Source organism: Streptomyces sp. NRRL B-24085, assembly GCF_001282115.1.
Lineage (GTDB): Bacteria > Actinomycetota > Actinomycetes > Streptomycetales > Streptomycetaceae > Streptomyces.
The window spans coordinates 13313-30649 of the sequence record NZ_LJBR01000012.1 but is presented as its reverse complement, the minus strand read 5'-3'; the positions used below and the strand labels follow the sequence as shown (position 1 = coordinate 30649).

Annotated in this window: 19 protein-coding genes; 10 read left to right on the top strand and 9 right to left on the bottom strand. The window is 70.7% G+C overall.

Annotation, left to right across the window (positions count from 1 at the left end; translation table 11 throughout):
• Window positions 1-237 precede the first annotated feature (237 nt).
• Window positions 238-792, top strand: a complete 555-nt coding sequence (locus tag AOJ26_RS01555) for a hypothetical protein (RefSeq protein ID WP_053846314.1) — start codon at window positions 238-240, stop codon at window positions 790-792.
• Between the two features lie 87 nt (window positions 793-879).
• Here the strand turns inward: AOJ26_RS01555 and AOJ26_RS01550 are convergent, their stop codons facing one another.
• From AOJ26_RS01550 to AOJ26_RS01530, 5 genes are all read right to left on the bottom strand, one after another.
• Window positions 880-1479: a GPP34 family phosphoprotein gene (locus tag AOJ26_RS01550; RefSeq protein ID WP_053846313.1), complete on the bottom strand. Its 600-nt coding sequence runs from the start codon at window positions 1477-1479 to the stop codon at window positions 880-882.
• Window positions 1476-2915, bottom strand: a complete 1440-nt coding sequence (locus AOJ26_RS01545; protein WP_053846312.1) for a dihydrolipoyl dehydrogenase family protein — start codon at window positions 2913-2915, stop codon at window positions 1476-1478. The genes AOJ26_RS01550 and AOJ26_RS01545 overlap by 4 nt, the downstream gene beginning before the upstream one ends.
• A gap of 60 nt (window positions 2916-2975) precedes the next feature.
• Window positions 2976-3422 (bottom strand): VOC family protein, encoded by a 447-nt coding sequence (locus AOJ26_RS01540; protein ID WP_053846311.1) that lies wholly within the window; start codon window positions 3420-3422, stop codon window positions 2976-2978.
• A gap of 58 nt (window positions 3423-3480) precedes the next feature.
• Complete coding sequence (locus AOJ26_RS01535; protein ID WP_053846310.1) at window positions 3481-3678, bottom strand: hypothetical protein; 198 nt, start codon at window positions 3676-3678, stop codon at window positions 3481-3483.
• Between the two features lie 78 nt (window positions 3679-3756).
• Window positions 3757-4182 carry an Ohr family peroxiredoxin gene (locus AOJ26_RS01530; protein ID WP_053846309.1) on the bottom strand — a complete coding sequence of 142 codons (426 nt, stop codon included), beginning with the start codon at window positions 4180-4182 and terminating at the stop codon, window positions 3757-3759.
• Window positions 4183-4391: 209 nt separating this feature from the next.
• On the opposite strand from AOJ26_RS01530, the gene AOJ26_RS01525 reads away from it, so the two are divergent.
• Window positions 4392-5522, top strand: coding sequence for a glycosyltransferase (locus tag AOJ26_RS01525; protein ID WP_053846308.1), 1131 nt, complete (start codon window positions 4392-4394; stop codon window positions 5520-5522).
• A 236-nt stretch (window positions 5523-5758) separates the two neighbouring features.
• Here the strand turns inward: AOJ26_RS01525 and AOJ26_RS01520 are convergent, their stop codons facing one another.
• Complete coding sequence (locus AOJ26_RS01520) at window positions 5759-6403, bottom strand: TetR/AcrR family transcriptional regulator (protein ID WP_053846307.1); 645 nt, start codon at window positions 6401-6403, stop codon at window positions 5759-5761.
• A gap of 221 nt (window positions 6404-6624) precedes the next feature.
• On the opposite strand from AOJ26_RS01520, the gene AOJ26_RS01515 reads away from it, so the two are divergent.
• The 4 genes from AOJ26_RS01515 (at window position 6625) to AOJ26_RS01500 (ending at window position 9994) form a co-directional block, all read left to right on the top strand.
• Window positions 6625-7194, top strand: a complete 570-nt coding sequence (locus tag AOJ26_RS01515; protein ID WP_078959693.1) for a SigE family RNA polymerase sigma factor — start codon at window positions 6625-6627, stop codon at window positions 7192-7194.
• A gap of 10 nt (window positions 7195-7204) precedes the next feature.
• Entirely contained in the window at window positions 7205-7567 is a 363-nt protein-coding gene (locus AOJ26_RS01510; protein ID WP_053846306.1) for a hypothetical protein, read from the top strand.
• Complete coding sequence (locus tag AOJ26_RS01505; RefSeq protein WP_078959692.1) at window positions 7567-9297, top strand: dolichyl-phosphate-mannose--protein mannosyltransferase; 1731 nt, start codon at window positions 7567-7569, stop codon at window positions 9295-9297. The genes AOJ26_RS01510 and AOJ26_RS01505 overlap by 1 nt, the downstream gene beginning before the upstream one ends.
• A 76-nt stretch (window positions 9298-9373) precedes the next feature.
• Window positions 9374-9994, top strand: coding sequence for a TetR/AcrR family transcriptional regulator (locus AOJ26_RS01500; protein WP_053846321.1), 621 nt, complete (start codon window positions 9374-9376; stop codon window positions 9992-9994).
• Window positions 9995-10021: 27 nt separating this feature from the next.
• Here AOJ26_RS01500 and AOJ26_RS01495 read toward each other — a convergent pair whose 3' ends face one another.
• The 3 genes from AOJ26_RS01495 to AOJ26_RS01485 all read right to left on the bottom strand — a co-directional run bounded on the left by AOJ26_RS01495 (window position 10022) and on the right by AOJ26_RS01485 (window position 12972).
• On the bottom strand, window positions 10022-10822 hold the full coding sequence (locus tag AOJ26_RS01495; protein ID WP_053846305.1) for an SDR family NAD(P)-dependent oxidoreductase: 801 nt from the start codon (window positions 10820-10822) through the stop codon (window positions 10022-10024).
• Between the two features lie 240 nt (window positions 10823-11062).
• Window positions 11063-11260, bottom strand: coding sequence for a hypothetical protein (locus tag AOJ26_RS01490; protein WP_053846304.1), 198 nt, complete (start codon window positions 11258-11260; stop codon window positions 11063-11065).
• Between the two features lie 269 nt (window positions 11261-11529).
• Complete coding sequence (locus tag AOJ26_RS01485) at window positions 11530-12972, bottom strand: aldehyde dehydrogenase (protein WP_053846303.1); 1443 nt, start codon at window positions 12970-12972, stop codon at window positions 11530-11532.
• A 189-nt stretch (window positions 12973-13161) separates the two neighbouring features.
• Between AOJ26_RS01485 and AOJ26_RS01480 the strand changes: the two genes are divergently transcribed.
• From AOJ26_RS01480 to AOJ26_RS01465, 4 genes are all read left to right on the top strand, one after another.
• Window positions 13162-13707 (top strand): TetR/AcrR family transcriptional regulator, encoded by a 546-nt coding sequence (locus tag AOJ26_RS01480; RefSeq protein WP_053846302.1) that lies wholly within the window; start codon window positions 13162-13164, stop codon window positions 13705-13707.
• A 494-nt stretch (window positions 13708-14201) separates the two neighbouring features.
• A complete protein-coding gene (locus AOJ26_RS01475; protein ID WP_053846301.1) occupies window positions 14202-15269 on the top strand; it encodes an alpha/beta fold hydrolase in 1068 nt (355 codons plus the stop codon).
• A gap of 165 nt (window positions 15270-15434) precedes the next feature.
• Window positions 15435-16295 (top strand): alpha/beta fold hydrolase, encoded by an 861-nt coding sequence (locus AOJ26_RS01470; protein WP_053846300.1) that lies wholly within the window; start codon window positions 15435-15437, stop codon window positions 16293-16295.
• 108 nt (window positions 16296-16403) lie between these two features.
• Window positions 16404-17285, top strand: coding sequence for a helix-turn-helix domain-containing protein (locus AOJ26_RS01465; RefSeq protein ID WP_053846299.1), 882 nt, complete (start codon window positions 16404-16406; stop codon window positions 17283-17285).
• Window positions 17286-17337: the final 52 nt, after the last annotated feature.

Sequence of the window (17337 nt, the reverse complement as noted above, 5' to 3'; positions counted from 1 at the left end):
GTCCGCCGTGACAACACCGCCGTCACACATCGATCAGTTCGGGGGATCGCCATGGCGGCGGTTCTGCGACACACTTACCGGGCAGTACGAACGAAGGGCACCGCGTGCGGGTGCGTCAGCGCCTATCGTGAGAAACGGGCAGGCCGGACGAACCATCCGGCGGTGACACTTGTCCGCACGGGCCCCTGGAGCGTGGGTACCATGCGCAACGTCATTCAATCGAGGGAGTGAACGGTTGTGACCAGCCAGTCAGCCGCCACGCTCCGATCGCGGTACGTAGCTCAAGCCGCGTCGGACCTGGAGGAGAACCGTCGGCGACAGAAGGAGCTGGAGGAGCGGATCACCGTCCTGAAGCAGGAAGAGGCCCTGCTCTCGGACATTCTCAACCTCGCCGAGCGGTACGAGGGTTTCGCGGACTCGTCCCGTCTGCCCGAGCAGGTGCAGGACGAGCCGGCCGCCGCGAAGGCGAGTCAGAAACGCGCTGGAGCCTCCGCTCGACGTGCCGCGCCGGGCAAGTCCACCACGGCCGCCACCACGGCGAAGGCCGGTGCGAAGGGGAAGTCGCACCAGCCGCTGCTCGGAGACCTGTTGACGGAACTGCTCGGCCAGTACGAGGAACCGCGTCTGGCGAAGGAGTTGCGGGACGAACTCCTGGAGAAGCACCCGGACCGCAACCCCACCCCGCAGGTGGTGCGCAACACCCTGGAGTCGCTGGTCGCCAAGGGCCGGATCCGGCGCCACAAGCAGCAGCGGTCCGTGATGTACACCTTGGTCGAGAGGGACTCCGACTGACACCGACATCGGTCGATCGTGTGCCGGGTGCGACAGGAGGCCGTGAAACCTGCCGAGTACGCCCCACGGTGTGCTCGTCGGTGGTGCCTACGCCCGCCATACGTTGTCGAACGCCGCGTTCTCCACGTCCCGCCGAAGCCGTATGGCCTCCAACTGTGCCACCGCGTCACCGACCGCGGCCAGCACGGCGGTGACCGCGTCACCGGTGAGGGTTTCGGCGGTCTCGTCCGGCTCCGCTTCGATGCCCGCGGCCGCCAGCAGCGCGACGAGCACCGGCTCGCCCGCCGCCCTGCGTTCCTCCGCCGCGCGGCGAGCCGGTGAGTCGACCAGGACGGTGTGGGCGGACCGGAACCCGAAGTGGCCCCGCGGGTGGACGACGAGCCCGTCCCTCTCCAGATCGACCGCGTAGGACGCGGCGAGTTCTGCGCCGCGCCGCCACAGCCACTCGGCGACCGTGTCGTACGGCTCCCTCCGGGAGAGCGAGGCCGACGCCTCGTCCAGCAGACGGTCACCGGTCGGGGCCGGCGGGCCCGGCAGCATGCGGTCGCCGTCCAGGGTCAGCGCCCCGCTCCCCAGGAGGTCGACGGCCTCCGCGCCGGCGAGCGCGAGGGACAGGTCGCCCTGTGCCACGGGCCGCTCGGCGGGCAGGCCGAGTACGACCAGGGTGAGGTCGCGTGCGGTGGTCATGAGTCCCTCCTCGTTTCCAGCAGGCGCAGCCACACCTCGCTGATGGTGGGGAAGGCGGGTACGGCGTGCCACAGACGCTCGACCGGCACCTCCCCGGTGATGGCGACGGTGGCCGAGTACAGGAGCTCGGCGACGCCCGGTCCCACGAAGGTGGCGCCGACGACGACCTGCCGGTCCCGGTCGATGAGGATGCGCGCCCGGCCCCGGTAGTCGGGGCGGTACTGGACGGCGCCCGCTAGGTGGCCGATGTCGTAGTCGACGACCTCGACGTCCCGTCCGGTGCGTTCCGCCTCGCGGACGGTCAGGCCCACCGAGGCGATCTCGGGGTCGGTGAAGACGACGCCGGGGACGGCCTCGAGGTCGGCGGTGCTGCTGTGCGGCGCCCAGCGGCCGGTCTCCAGCCGCTCGCCCCGGGCGCGGGCGGCGATCACGGCTCCGGCGACGCGGGCCTGGTACTTGCCCTGGTGCGTGAACAGGGCCCGTCGGTTGACGTCGCCCACGGCGTACAGCCAGTTGCCGGGGACGGCGGTGACGGTGAGGCTGTCGTCGGTCGTGAGCCAGTCCCCCGGTTCCAGCCCGACGGTGCCGAGGCCGATGTCCTGCGAGCGGGGGGCGCGGCCCGTGGCGAAGAGGATCTCGTCGGCGGTGAGCACCTCGCCGTCCGACAGCGTGACCCGGACCTCATCGTCTGCTGTTCGCTCCGCGCCGGTGACGGAGACACCGAACCGGACGTCCGCGCCGGCCTCCCGCAGTCGTTCGGTGACCAGTTCGCCCGCGAAGGGTTCCAGCTTCGGCAGCAGTGTGTCCTCCCGGGCGAGCAGGGTCACCCTGCTGCCCAGGGCCTGCCAGGCGGTGGCCATCTCGACGCCCACCACTCCGGCTCCGACGATGACGAGGCGCTGCGGCGGCCGCCGGGCGCTGGTCGCGTCCCGGCTGGTCCAGGGCCGCAGTTCCTCGATGCCGGGGAGCGGGGGCAGGGCCGCGTTGCTGCCGGTGCACACGGCGACCGCGTGCCGGGCCCGCAGGCGTACGGTGTCGCCGTCGGGGGTCGACACGGACACCTCCCGCTCCCCCGCCAGCCGGCCGTGGCCGCGTACGAAGTCGATGCCCGCCGACTTGATCCACTCGACCTGCCCGTCGTCCTTCCAGTCGGCGGACATACGGTCGCGGTGGGCCAGGACCGCCTCGACGTCCAGGGGCTTCTCGACGGCGGCCGCCAGACCCGGCACGTGCGCGGCGTCGGCGCGCAGCAGGACGGGGCGCAGCAGGGCCTTGCTGGGTTCGCAGGCCCAGTAGGAGCACTCGCCGCCGGCCAGTTCGCTTTCCACGAGGACGGTGCTCAGTCCTGCGGCGGTGGTGCGGTCCGCGACGTTCTCGCCGACCGGGCCCGCGCCGATCACTATGACGTCGTACGTGTGGGTGTTCTCGGTCGGCATGTGTCCTCCGCTGGCCGGTTGCCGGTGGGTAGGGGGTGGACGGGTAGGGGGTGGACGGGCTCAGCGGCCGGGGGCGCGCTCGGTGACCTCCTGGAGGAACCACTCGTTGCCGTCGGGGTCCTTGAAGGCGGCGAAGGTGCCGTAGCTGGCCCGCTCGGGGTGTGTGCCGGGCACGCGGTGGGTGTCGCCGGCGTGGTGGAAGGCGCCGGTCTCGTCGCGGAACGGGCCGGAGACCTCCACACCGCGGGAGGTCAGCTCCTTCTGCGCGTCGAGGATGTCGGTGACGGTCAGCTGAAGGCCGTGCAGCGTGCCCGCCTCCTGCTGGGTGAGGCCCTCGCCGAAGATGACCGAGCATGCGGAACCGGGCGGGGTCACCTGCACGATCCGGTACCCGTCGTTGATCGGGAAGTCGGCGTCGAGGCGCCAGCCGAGCTGTTCCACGTAGAAACCCTTGGCCCGGTCCACGTCGGAGACGGGCAGGATGACGACTTCGAGCTTCATGTCCATGGCTGTGGTCTCACTTTCGATGGTCGTTGTTCGAGTAGTTCGTCGGACTGGCGTCGGCTCACAGGAAGTCGAGGGCGGACGGGCCGTATCCGGAGAGGGTCGCGCTCTCCGCCCAGTTCCACACCTGTGCGTCGGTCGGCCGGTCCTGGTCCCCAGGTGTCGTCGTGCCTCGGGGCTGCCGTTCGCCGATGGCACTGGCGCGATCCGAGCGAGGTCGGGCGGCGATGCGTACGTGGGTGTGCGTCGTGGCGGCCATGTCCTGCCCTCGCTCTTCGATCGGTGGTGGGGGTGCGGGTCCCGCGCAGGGGACACGGGACCCGCGGTCAGGGGCCGCTCAGGCGGCGGAGGCGTTGATGGTGACGGGGATGTTGTCGCGTGTGGCCTTGGAGTACGGGCAGATCTGGTGCGCGGCCTCGGCGAGTTCCTGTGCGGTGGCCTGGTCGACACCGCCGAGGACGGGGTTGAGGACCGCGGAGAGGGAGAACTCGCCGTCGTCGCCGTGGGTGAGTGTTATCTCGGCGGTGATGGTCGTGCTGGTGAGCCGGATCCTGCGGGTAGTGGCCGCACGGCGCAGGGCGCCGAGGAAGCAGGCGGCCCAGCCCGCGGCCAGGAGCTGCTCGGGGTTGGTCGCGGTGCCGGAGCCGCCGAGTTCCTTGGGGAGGGCGAGGGACGTCTCCAGCAGACCGTCGGAGGAGCGGACGTGTCCGCCGTTGCGGCCTTCTCCGTCGACGTCGACGACGGCGGTGTAGCTGACTGCCATGGCTGATGCTCCCCATCTGAATCGAAAGGCCGTGACGCCTCCGACCTGCGCACTTTTGTGTCACCGGTTGAAGCGGTGACGTAATCATGGCAGCCGCCCCATCACCCGTCAAGCCGGTGACGGATGACGAACGGGGTAGCGGCACACATGTCGACCACTCGGCATATTCGATAGAGGCACACTTCATCGAATGTCATAGACTCCCTCGCATGCGTATCCTCTTCTCGAGCACTCCGCAGCACGGCCACCTGCTGCCGGAGCTGCCCCTCGCCCGCGCCTTCCGTGACCGTGGCGACGACGTCGCCGTGATCACCTCGGCGTCCTTCGGGCCCCTGTTCGCCGCCGAAGGCATCACCCTGCTCCCGGTCGGCCCCGAGATCCCCGAACTCCTCGCGGAAGCGGCCCGTCTGGCCGGTGTCGACGACCCGACGGTGCCCGACCCCGCCGTGGCCGCCGAGTTGTTCGCCGGAGCGCGGATCGACCTGACCGCGGACGCGGCCATCGCCGCCGCGCGCGAGTTCGGCCCGGACCTGATCGTCGCCGAGGCCACCGACTACGTGGGCCCGCTCGTCGCGGCCGCTCTCCAAGTCCCCTACGCCAAGCTCGCGTTCGGCCCGCTGATCCCCACGCAGTTCACCGACGTCTTCGACGCCGTGGCCGAGCGCCGCTACAAGGAGCGGGGCCTGACCGCGCCCGCTCCCACCTGGTACCTGGACCCGTGCCCCGAAGCGCTCCGCGGCCCGGACTGGCAGGCACCCGAGGGCCGTCTGCCGCTCCGGCCGGAGGCCCACCGCGGCCCCGACACACCGGACACGGCCGAGACGGCGTCCGTCGGCGGCGGCACCCGGCCCAGGGTGCTGCTCTCCTTCGGCACGCACTTCGCCGCACCCGAGGTGCTGCGCCCGATCGTGGACGCCCTGTCCGCCAGGGCGGACCTGGTGGTGACCCTCGGTCTGACCGCCTCGGCCGCGGACTACGGTGACGGGTTCGACCAGGTCGAGTTCGTCGGCTTCACCCCGCTGGCCGAACTGCTGGGCGGCATCGACCTGGTGGTCACCCACGGCGGAGCGGGCACCACCCTGGGCACGCTCTCGCGCGGCCTGCCGATGGTCGTCGTACCGCAGGGTGCCGACCAGTTCCTCCAGGCGGGTGCCGTCGCGGGCTCGCGCACCGGCGTCGCCGTCATGCCGCCCGCCGGGGCGGAGGCCGTCGCGGCAGCGGTGGACGAGGTGCTCGGCAACGGGGAGTACCGGGACAACGCACGCCGCGCGGCCGAGCAGATCGCGGCGATGCCCTCACCCGGCGAGGTCGCCGGGCACCTGGTCGGCCTGCTCGGCTGACCTCCGTCTCGCTCGTCAGCCCGACACGGCGGGGAAAGCACCCGCCGTGTCGCGGTCCGGCGTCGCCCTCCGTGCTGCATGCGGCTCTGCCACTGGCCGCCGTGCTGCATGCGGTTGCGGGCGGTTCTGTCACTGGCCGCCGTTTCACCGTCCCGGCACTACCAGCCGTTCGCGGCCCGTGCCTCGCACCGTTCGCGGCCTGCGCCTCCCGCCCGGACCGCTTCGGGAGGCCCCCGTCAGTGACCGTCCGGCCCGGCGAGGAGCGCGGCGGCGGCCTGCTCCGCGAGCCAGCGCTCGGTCTCGTCCCAGGGCCAGTCGCGCTCCGCCACGAACAGGCGCCAGGACGGCAGCCCGAACAGGAACCACAGTATGTCGGTGGCCCGCTCGTGACTCAGCCCGGGGCGCAGCGCCCCCAGCTCCGCCAGACGTTCCGGCAGGACCCCCAGCGCCCGGCGGTAGACGGCGGCGACCCGGTGCAGTTCCTCCTCGACACCTCGCTCCACGGCGGCCGCGGTGATCATGACCTGGATGATCTCCAGATGACGTTCGTAGTCCAGGCGCACCCCATGGGCCATGGCCTCGATCGCCGCCCTGGCGTCGGTTGCGGCTCGGACCTCGTCCAGCGTCTTCTCGACGACCGGGTCGTCCACGCCCCGGTTCATCAGGACGGTCATGATGGCGGCCTTGCCACCGGTGCTGGCGTACACCGTCGGCACGGCGGTTCCGGCTCTTCTCGCGATGTCGCCGATCGTGACCTTCGCGTACCCGTGCTCGACGAAGAGGCTCAGAGCGGCATCGAGAATCGCTGCCCGTGTGCCCGCGGCCGCTTCCGCCCGTCTGTCGTTGCGGTACGGCCGCCGGCCGCTGGTCCGTGCGTTCATGCTGTCCTCTCCGGGCACCGACGGACATGTTCTCCCCGTCCGCTCTGTCCATGATGCCCTGGCAGCCCGGCGACGGATCCACGGGCGGAAGTACCCTCCCTGCCCCCGCCGCGGGCCATGTGATCCACGCCACGTGTTCGGAGCGCATAGCGGCGGAGGGCCCAGCGCCTTTGATGTAGGTGGAAGAGCGCATGTGCGGCAAGGGACAGGGGGCGGCTCCGATGGGGCGGTTGCGGACCGACGAGTTCGACCGGTTCGTGTCGGCCCGGTGGTCGGCCCTGCACCATCTGGCGCGGCTGCTCACCGGCGGCGACCGGCACCGGGCGGAGGATCTGCTCCAGGAGGCACTGGTCAAGCTGTGGTTCGCCTGGCCGAGGGTGGCGGAGCAGGCGCCCGAGGCGTATGTGCGGCGGGTGCTCGTTCGCGCCGCGGCACGTTCCGCGCGGCGGCGCTGGTGGGGTGAGCAGCCGGTGGAGGAGATGCCCGACCCGCCCTGGGTGGGTGACGAGGCCGCCGTAGTGGACGAACGGACCCGGCTGGAGGCGGTGTTGGCGCTGTTGCCGACCCGGCAGCGGGCCGCGGTGGTGCTGCGGTACTACCAGGACCTGCCCGAGCGGCAGGTGGCACGGGTGCTGGGGTGCCCGGTGGGGACGGCCCGTTCGCTCACGTCCAGGGGTGTCGCACGGCTGCGACGGCTGATGACCGAGTCGGTCGAGCCGACCGAGTCCGCCGAGTCCGCCGAGTCGGTCGCTCCGGTCGAGTCCGTCGAGTCCGTCGAGTCCGTCGAGTGAAGAAGGAGCCATGGACCACTTCGAGCAGGAACTGGCACGCATGATGCGTGACAGTCACACGGAGGCCCCCTACGAGGAACGGCACCGGGCCCGGCTGCGGGCCGGAGTCCGTGCCCGGCAGCGGATACGGAAGGCCTGGATGGCCACCGCGTCGGTGCTGACCCTCGCCGGTGCCGGTGTCGGACTCCTGTTCCTGACGGGGGCGTTCGCCCAGGGCGTGTCCAACAGCCCGCAGCCCCGTCCGGTCACTTCCGCCGAGTCGGTCCCGACACCGTCGACGGTTCGTTCCGGCGCCACTGCCTCAGGGGTCCCGGTGCCGACACGTATCTCCGACACGCCCTATGCGGCCACCTGGTCGGGCTCGACGCGCTGATGCCCGTGATACGTGAGAACGCCTCCCCGTCGGTCGACGGGCCCGAGGTGCCGGCCAGTCACGAGCCGGGTTCCTGGGAACGACGGCTGCGGCGCTTCGGTCATGTCGAAGGTGCCCGCGTGTCCGTGCGGGACCGCCTGGTGGTGCCGTTCCCCGAACCCGCCCTGTGGCCATGGCGGATCCTCGGTCTGTCCCCGAGGTCGGCGGCTCGCCTGGCCCGCTGGTCGGGGTGGGGCGGACCGCTGATGGTGGCGCTCTTCGCCGGGGTGCTGCGCTTCTGGCGGCTGGGCGAGCCACGGGCCGTGGTGTTCGACGAGACGTACTACGCCAAGGACGCCTGGGCCATGCTGCGGCTCGGCTACGAGGGCACCTGGCCGGACCGGAAGATCGCCGACCCGCAGATCCTGGCCCATCCTCAGGTGATCCCCCTGTCCGACGGCGGGGTCTTCGTCGCGCACCCGCCGACGGGCAAGTGGGTGATCGCCCTGGGTGAGTGGATGTTCGGTCTCACGCCGTTCGGCTGGCGTTTCATGACGGCGGTTCTCGGCACGGTGTCGGTGCTGATGCTCTGCCGCACGGGGCGCCGGCTGTTCCGTTCGACGCTGCTGGGCTGTCTGGCGGGGCTGCTGCTGGCGATGGACGGGTTGCAGTTGGTGATGAGCCGCGTCGCACTGCTCGATCTCGTCGTGTCGTTCTTCGTGCTGGCGGCGTTCGGATGCCTGCTCATCGACCGGGACACCGCGCGGGCCAGGCTCGCGGCGGCCCTTCCGGTGAGCGGGGACGGCCGGGTGCGCCCGCACGGGCCCACCGGTGACCACGCGGGAACGGGCGTGCGCCCCTGGCGGCTCGCGGCCGGCGTCTTCCTCGGGCTCGCGGCCTCGACCAAGTGGAACGGCCTGTACTTCCTCGCCTTCTTCGTCGTGCTGACGCTGCTGTGGGACGTCGGGGCCCGGCGTGTGGCGGGGGCGTACCGGCCCTTTCGCGCGGTGCTGCGCCGGGACGCCGGCTGGTCGCTGGTGTCCCTCGTCCCGGTCGCCGTCGTGACGTATGTGGCGACCTGGACGGGCTGGTTCCTGTCCGACGACGGTTACGGGCGGCACTGGGCCGAGGGACGCGGCGGTCCATGGGCGTGGATTCCGGCGCCGCTGCGGAGCCTGTGGCACTACGAGCACGCGGTGTACACATTCAACGTGGGGCTGCACTCGCCCCACAAGTACGAGTCCAACCCCTGGAGTTGGCTGGTTCTGGGCCGCCCTGTGCTGTTCCACTACGAGTCGCCGAAGCCGGGGGTGGACGGGTGCGGCACGACCGTCGACTGTTCGCAGACGATCCTCGCGCTCGGAACGCCGGCACTGTGGTGGTCGGCATGCGCTGCGCTCGTGTATCTGCTGTACCGGTGGGCCCTGCGGCGCGACTGGGGTGCCGGTGCCGTCCTGTGTGGAGTGGGGGCCGGGTACCTGCCCTGGTTCCTCTACCAGGACCGCACGATCTTCTCCTTCTACGCCGTCGTGTTCGTGCCGTACCTGTGCCTGGCCGTGGCGACGATGCTGGGCGCCCTGGGGGGTCCGCCGGGCGCGCAGGCCCGACGGCGCGTCCAAGGTGCCGTGGCCGTGGGCGTGGTGGTGCTGCTGATCGCCTGGAACTTCATCTACTTCTTCCCGGTCTACACGGGGCAGACGATCCCGTACGCCGACTGGCACGACAGGATGTGGCTCGACACCTGGATATGACTCCGTGGGCAGACATGTGTCCCAGCGGGACACCAGGGCATCCACCCGGACGGGAGCCCCCCGTATGCTCGACCTCATGAGTACCGCACATCCCGTTCGCCGACGCGACGGCGCCGCGACGCGCGAGGCGATCCTCGCTGCCGCGGTCGTCGAGTTCACCGAGCACGGGTACGCCCGCGCCGGGGTGCGACAGATCGCCGAGCGGGCGGGGGTGACGGCGATGATGATCAACCGCTACTTCGGCTCGAAGGACCGGCTGTTCGCCGAGGCCGTCGAGCGTGCCTTCGCGCCGCCGACGGTGGTCGGCGACCAGCTGCCGGGCCTGGCGGACTCCGTCGCCCGCACACTGGCCGAGCGCACGGCGCCCGGCGCCGAACCGCTCGACCCGTTCCTGTTGTTGCTGCGGTCGGCGGCGGACCCGGAAGCGGTGGACATCGTCCGGCAGGGCATCGAGACCCACGTGGGAGCGCGGCTCGCCGGTCTGCTCGACGGTTCCGACGCGGAGGTGCGGGCGCAGCTGGGACTGGCCGTGATCGCCGGTACGTGGTTGCTGCGCACTGTCGTCGGCACCACCGCGCTCGCCTCGGCCGACAACGACCAACTGGCGGATCTCCTGGCCGACATGCTCCGTCCGGTCACCCGGACCTCGGGCCTGCACCGGTCTCCCGCGGCCGGCCCGGACGGCGCCGCCGGGTAGCCGTCGGCGTCCGGTCCCGGGGGCTGTTCAGAACGCGGAGCGGATGAGACCGCCGTCCACGCGGATGGTGGCTCCGCTGACGTACTGGGCGTAGTCGCTGCACAGATACGCCACGGCCGCGGCGATCTCGTCGGGCCGGCCGAAGCGTTCCTGGTCGTTGGGGATCAGGGCGTTCACGGCGTTCGGCTGGATCTCCTCCCAGGTGTCGCCCCAGCCGCGGGCGGGGCCGATCTGCGTGACGAGTTCCTTCGTGGCCTCGACGAGGATCGCTCCGGGCGACACCACGTTGGAGGTGACGCCGGTGCCCTTGAGTTCGCGGGCCAGGGACACGGCGAGGTTGTGCCGGGCGGCGAGGGTGGCGTTGTACTGCGGGTGGGTGTTCATCGGCTGGGAGGCGAGACCGCCGCCGATGGTGACGACCCGGCCCCAGCCGCGCTCACGCATCGCCGGGACCAGGTGCTGGATCATCCGGACACCGGAGACGACGTTGACGTTGTAGGTGTTCCGCCATTCGTCGGGGTTCGCCTCGGTCCACGACAGGTGGCGGTAGAAACCCGCGTTGTTGACGAGGATGTCGACGGCGCCGTCGGCGGAAACCGCCCGGGCGACCTCCGCTGCCGCGTCGTCGTCGGCGAGGTCGCCCACGACCGTGGTGGCCGTCCCGCCGGCCTCCCGGATCTCGCCCGCGACCCTGTCCGCACGCTCCTTGTCCCGGCCGTGCACCACGACGGTCGCTCCCTCCGCCGCCAGCAGCTTCGCGGTGGCCTCACCGAGGCCGGCACTCGATCCGGTGACGAGGGCGCGCCTTCCGGTCAGATTCAGGTTCATGTCTGTTCTCCTCGGTGTTCCCGGGCCATGACGGCCAGGGTCGATCATCACGACAACATAAGTCTACACCGGTAGACTTAAGAATGCTCCGGACACCTTCGCCACCGCACAGCCACCCCGAGGCCCGGGCAGCCGGCGACTCAAACGCAGGATCGCCCGGTCGGCACCGTGCGGAGCACGGCCGACCGGGCGATCCAGGCCATTCAGCGTCCGTCGCCGGGATCGACGCCCGGCGGGCATCTACAGACCGAGGTCGAGGGCGAGGCAGGAGTAGTACTTCCACGAGCCTTCGGGGTCGTACGATCCGTTCGCCCCGCCGGCCGGGGCGGCCTCGACCGCTTCGGTCATGTCGCCGAAACGTATGCGCTCGGGAAGCTTGCCGAACCGCGCGTGCCGAACCGCCGCCTCGGCGTCTTCCGTGCTGAGCCCCTTGTTCATGACCCTGCTCCACTTCGTCGATCGCGGACGGCGTCCTGATTGTCGCCCGGACGACTCTCAGCATGGCCTTTCGCTCGTCACCTGTCAAGCCGGTGACGAAGTCGTGTCCAGCCCCTGAGGCGACACGGCGCCTCCAAGGCGGTGATTTTCGGTTGCCCGGCAGTACCGCCTTCTGGTCGCCCGGAGGGGTGAGACACGTGCGTACGCTTTGCGTTCATCACCGCACCAACGGGTCATTGGGTGCGCCGGGACCGCCATACGGTTCCGGGTCAGACCGTGATGGTCTTGTACTCCGTGTACGTACCGAGGCCGACCGCGCCGTACTCGCGGCCGATGCCGCTGGCCTTGAACCCGCCGAACGGGCCGTCGAAGGCGACGGACGCGCCGTTGACGGTGACGGTGCCGGTGCGGACGCGACGGGCCACCTCCAGAGCGTGGGCCTCGTCGGCGGACCAGACACCGCCGGACAGGCCGTACTCGGAGTCGTTGGCGATACGGACGGCCTCGTCCTCGTCGTCGTAGGCGATGACCACCAGGACCGGGCCGAAGATCTCCTCCTGCGCGATCCGCATGGCGTTGTCGACGTCGGCGAAGACGGTCGGGGTGACGTAGTTGCCCTTCTCCAGGCCCTCCGGGATCTGGGGGCCGCCGGTGACCAGGCGGGCGCCTTCCTCGATGCCGAGCTGGATGTAGTTGCGCACCCGCTCCTGCTGGTCGGGGCGGATCATCGGGCCGATGAAGGTGTCGGGGTCGTTGGGGTCGCCGACCTTCAGGGACTCGACCAGTTCCTTGAGCCCGGCCACGACCTCCTCGTACCGGCTGCGCGGGGCCAGGATGCGGGTCTGGGCGATGCAGGACTCGCCGTTGTTGAGCAGGGAGCCGAACCTCACGCCCGCGACGGCCTTTTCGATGTCGGCGTCGGGCAGGATGATCGCGGCGGACTTGCCACCCAGCTCCAGGCTGACCCGCTTCAGCTGCTCGCCGGCGATCGCGGCGATGCGACGGCCGGCCCGGGTGGAGCCAGTGAAGGCGATCTTGTCGACGTCCTGGTGGGAGACCAGGTACTCACTGGTCTCACGGTCGGCGGGCAGCACGCTGATCACGCCCTCGGGGAGGCCCGCCCGTTCGATGAGCTCGGACAGGAAGCCCATGCTCAGCGAGTTCTCCGGGGACACCTTCAGGACCACCGAGTTGCCCGCGAGGAGCGAAGGGATGATCTTCGAAGTGGCCGAGGAGAAGGGGGAGTTCCAGGGGATGACGGCGGCCACGACGCCGATCGCCTCGCGGCGCACCACGCTGCGCACCGGGGCCGCCGGGTCGGAGGGCACCAGCGTCTCCTCCCACGGGAACTCCTCCGCCGCCTTGAGGTAGGCGTTCGCCTGGCGGGTCAGGCCCGGCTGGCCTGCGCGGGTGAACCAGCCGGCCGAGCCGTTCTCCAGCGAGATCAGGTGGGCGATCTTCTCGGCGCTCTCCTCGCGCAGGGCGTTGAACCGCCGCAGGACCGCGATGCGCTCGGCGGGCGGGGTAAGGCGCCACTCGCCCTTGTCGAAGGAAGCCCGCGCCGCGGCGACGGCCCGGTCGATGTCCGCCGGCTGCGCCTGGGCGGCGCGGCCGATCACCGAGCGGTCGTGCGGGGAGGAGATGTCGAGCAGCTCCGGGTTGCTCGGCTCGACCCAGATGCCTCCGATGAAAAGTCGGGCGTAGGTGATCATGTGCGTTCTCTCTTCGGGTGCGGTCGTAGATCATGCTCTTCTAATTGCCACTTTAATGTAGCACTTCTCTCGGTTAGATTCTCATAAGAGTGCACTGCAGAGTTCTAGCATCCACATGAGCGGTACTTTTGTGGGATGAGAGCTGATGCAGCGCGCAATCTCGAAGCCGTCCTGACCACCGGCGCACGCATGCTCGCCGCCGACCCCGGCACGAGCATCGCGAGCATCGCCACCGAAGCAGGCGTCGACCGACGCACCGTCTACCGACGCTTCGCCTCCCGCGACGACCTCCTCGCCGCCATCTACGACGCCCGCCTCACCGCCATCGAACACGCCATCCAAGATGCCCGCCTGCGCGAAGCACCCGTCGCCGTCGCCCTGCACCGCTACGTCGAGAACATCATCACCGTCAACCGCACCTGGCCCGTCGACCTCACCCGCATGCTCACCGACGAGGCGATCAAGCAGCGTCGAAACGCCTGTATCGCCGAGGTCGAGGCCTTCCTGCGGCGGGCGGCCGACGGGGATCTGCTGCGCCGGGACCGGCCACGGGACTGGGCAGGGTCGCTGCTGCTCGCGCTGGTGCACCTGGCGGCCCATCACCTCGCCCACCTGAGTCCGGGGCAGGCCGCCGACGTGGCGGTCGACACGTATCTTTGCGGGCTCGGCGGCACAGCAGGCTCTCCGGGTGAGCGCGCCGCACACCCGGCGGGCACCAGTAGCAAGTGGCCGTGACGGACGGATCGCCGGAGTCGGGGCGGGCCGGGCTCCGCGACTCACTTCGCCGCGAAAACGGAGCCGCACGCACACAGGCTTGACATGCCGCTCGGGCATCGTTCAGGACTCGACACCTCGCCCTCGACCGACTTCCCGTGGACGTCCTGTCGGACTCGGTCTGGCGATGGCTGCTGGACCAGCGTCATCCGAAGCCGGTCTCGGCTGTGCCGCTAACTGACGCTGGACCTTGCCCAGGGGAACCCGCAGGCCCGCAACGCAGGTCGTTCGCCTGAGTCGAATGACTGACCGGGTGGCGCTCCGCACGCCCGTGCCGACGCCGCGTATCCGACCGTCACATGACTGATGTGTCCGGTTTCGTTACGGGAGAGAGTATGGACATCGACCCCGCTCGTCACCTGTTTGACAGGTGACAGACGCTGTGCGAGGGTCATCGCGCCAACGGCCCGGCGAGCACGGGCCGGTCATCTCGAACGCACTCCGGAGGACTTCACATGATCAACAGGCGTACCTTCAGCAAGGCCGTCGGTCTGGGCACCGGCGCGGCCGCGGCCTCCCTGGCCGGCCTCCAGATCCAGGCGTCCGCAGCGACCGCCTCGCAGCTGTCGAGCGGCGCCGCCGCTCCCACGGTGCCGACCGTCACGCCCGGCACCCACACCGAGTTCAGCAGGCTGAAGCACGTCAAGGCGGGCGTCCTGGAGATCGGTTACGCCGAGGCCGGCCCCGCGCACGGCCCGGTCGTCGTCCTCCTGCACGGGTGGCCGTACGACATCCACAGCTTCGTCGACGTCGCCCCGCTCCTGGCCGACCTGGGCTACCGGGTCCTCGTCCCGTACCTGCGCGGCCACGGCAGCACCCGCTTCCTGTCCCGGCACACCCCCCGCACCACCGAGCAGTCCGCGATCGCCCTGGACATCATCGCGTTCATGGACGCCCTGAAGATCGACAAGGCCGTCCTCGCCGGCTTCGACTGGGGCTCGCGGACCGCCGACATCATCGCCGCCCTGTGGCCCGAGCGCGTCAAGTCCCTTGTGTCGACCAGCGGTTACCTCATCACCGACCGCAAGGCGCAGCTGGAGCCCGCGATCCCGGCCGTGGAGCACAACTGGTGGTACCAGTGGTACTTCGCCACCGACCGGGGTGTGAAGGCCATGGAGAACGTCGACCAGCGCATCGCGCTGTGCCGCTACGTGTGGACCCTCGTCTCCCCGAACTGGGACTTCTCCGACGCCACCTTTGCGCGCACCGCCGAGGCCTTCAAGAACCCCGACTACGCCGCGATCGTCCTCTACAACTACCGGTGGCGCATCAGCCTGATCGAGGGCGACCGGCGCTACGACCGCTACGAGCGCCTCCTTGCCGCTCAGCCCTCCATCGGTGTCCCCACGGTCACCCTCGACGCGGCCCTGGACCCGTTCACGGCACCGGGCGACGGCACCTCGTACCGCAACCACTTCACCGGCCCGTACCTGCACCGGACGATCACGGACATCGGTCACGATCTGCCGCAGGAAGCACCCACCGCCTTCGCCCAGGCCGTGGTGGACGCCGACCACCTCTGAGCCACAGCCATCGGCAGCAGCACGACCTCGACGATCGGTCACCTCCTTGACAGGTGACGATCTTCTGTGCGAAATTCGTCACCGGTCGGAGCGGTGACGGAATCCGGTCGAACCGGAACACCTCAAGTACCGAAACCGAGAAACATTCCTGAGAGGGGTTTTGTCGTGGTGAGCATCAAGGGTGGACGCAAGCGGCTGGTGACGGGCGCGGTCGCGACGGCCACGGCGGGGCTCGCGCTGGGCGCGTTCGCCCTCACCGGCACCGCCAACGGCGCGACCGAGAGCGCCGGGGCGGCCGGCGCCGGCAAGCACGCCAAGCCCACCGTCATCCTGGAGCACGGCGCCTTCGCCGACGGCTCCAGCTGGAACGGCGTCATCGCCAAGCTCCGCGCGGACGGCTACCCGGTCGTCGCCGCCGCCAACCCGCTGCGCGGCCCGGCATCCGACGCCGCCGCCCTGCGAACCGTCCTCGACCACGTCAAGGGCCCGAAGATCGTCGTCGGCCACTCCTACGGCGGCAACGTCATCAGCGCGGCCGCCACCGACGATCCCGAGGTCAAGGCCCTGGTCTACGTGGCCGCCTTCCTGCCCGCCCCCGGCGAAAGCGCCCTGGAGCTCACGAACAAGTACCCGGGTTCCACCCTCCCCGGCACCCTTGACCCGGTCACCTACCAGCAGGCCGACGGTTCCACCGTCACCGACCTGTACATCCGGCAGGACGAGTTCCACCACCAATTCGCCGCCGACGTACCCGCCAAGCAGGCCGCCCTGATGGCCGCCGAGCAGCGTCCCATCGCCCAGGCCGCCCTGGAGGAGAAGGCCACCACCGCGGCCTGGAAGACCATCCCGAGCTGGGACATCGTCACCACCGAGGACCTCAACATCCCCCCGGCCGTGCAGCGCTTCATGGCCAAGCGCGCCCACGCGCACACCACCGAGGTCGCCGCCTCCCATTCCGTCGCCGTCTCCCACCCCCGCCTGGTGGCCGACGTGATCGAGCGCGCGGCCCGCGCCACCGTCCGCTGACACCCCGGAGGGCGGTGGGACCGATCGCGGGTTCCGCCGCCCTCGGGCCGTTCCCCGACCTCACCCGGCACATCGCCCTTGCGGGTGATCCGCAGGAGAATCGACGACATGAGCTCACATCCCGACCCGCATGCCCTCGGTGCCTTTCTGCGGGCCCGCCGGGCGCAACTGCGTCCCGAGCAGTGCGGCCTGCCCGCCACGGACTCCACCCGCCGGGTCACGGGACTGCGCCGCGAAGAAGTCGCCGCACTCGCCGCCATCAGCGTCGACTACTACACCCGCCTCGAACAGGGCCGCGTCCGCGCCTCCACCCCCGTCCTGGCCACCCTCGCCCGCGCCCTGCACCTGGATGAGGACGAGGAGCGCTACCTCTACCAACTCGCCGGCCGCACCGACGACCGCCCACAACGCCGCGGCCGACGACCCCAACACCTACGGCCCGCCATGCGTCGCCTCCTCGACCAACTCACCCACACCCCCGCCCTCGTCCTCGGCAGACGCCTCGACATCCTCGCCTGGAACCCCACCGCCACCGCCCTCTACACCGACTTCGCCGCCGTACCGGCCCACCAGCGCAACTACCTGCGGCTGATGTTCACCGACCCGGCGATCCGGGGGCTGCACAGGGAGTGGGCCCACGACGCCCGGGACGCGGTGGCCGCCCTGCGGATGGAGGCGGGCGCCGATTCCGACGACCCTGAACTCGCGCGCCTGGTCGGCGACCTCACCGTCCAGGACGCCGACTTCCGCACCTGGTGGGCCCAGCAGCGCGTCAACAGCGCCACGTACGGCACCAAGCACTACCGCCACCCCCTGGTGGGCGACCTCACCCTGGACTGTGACACCTGGTCCGGCGGCGACGGCTCCGGGCAACGCCTGATGGTCCTGACCGCCGAACCCGGCAGCCCCTCGCACGACGGGCTGCGCATCCTCGCCTCCTGGACCGCGCGACAGACGGAACCGGACGCAGCACGGCACACATCCCGATAGGCTCCCGCCGGCTGAACCCGCGGACCCTCCTCCCCTCGTGCTCCGGGGGAGG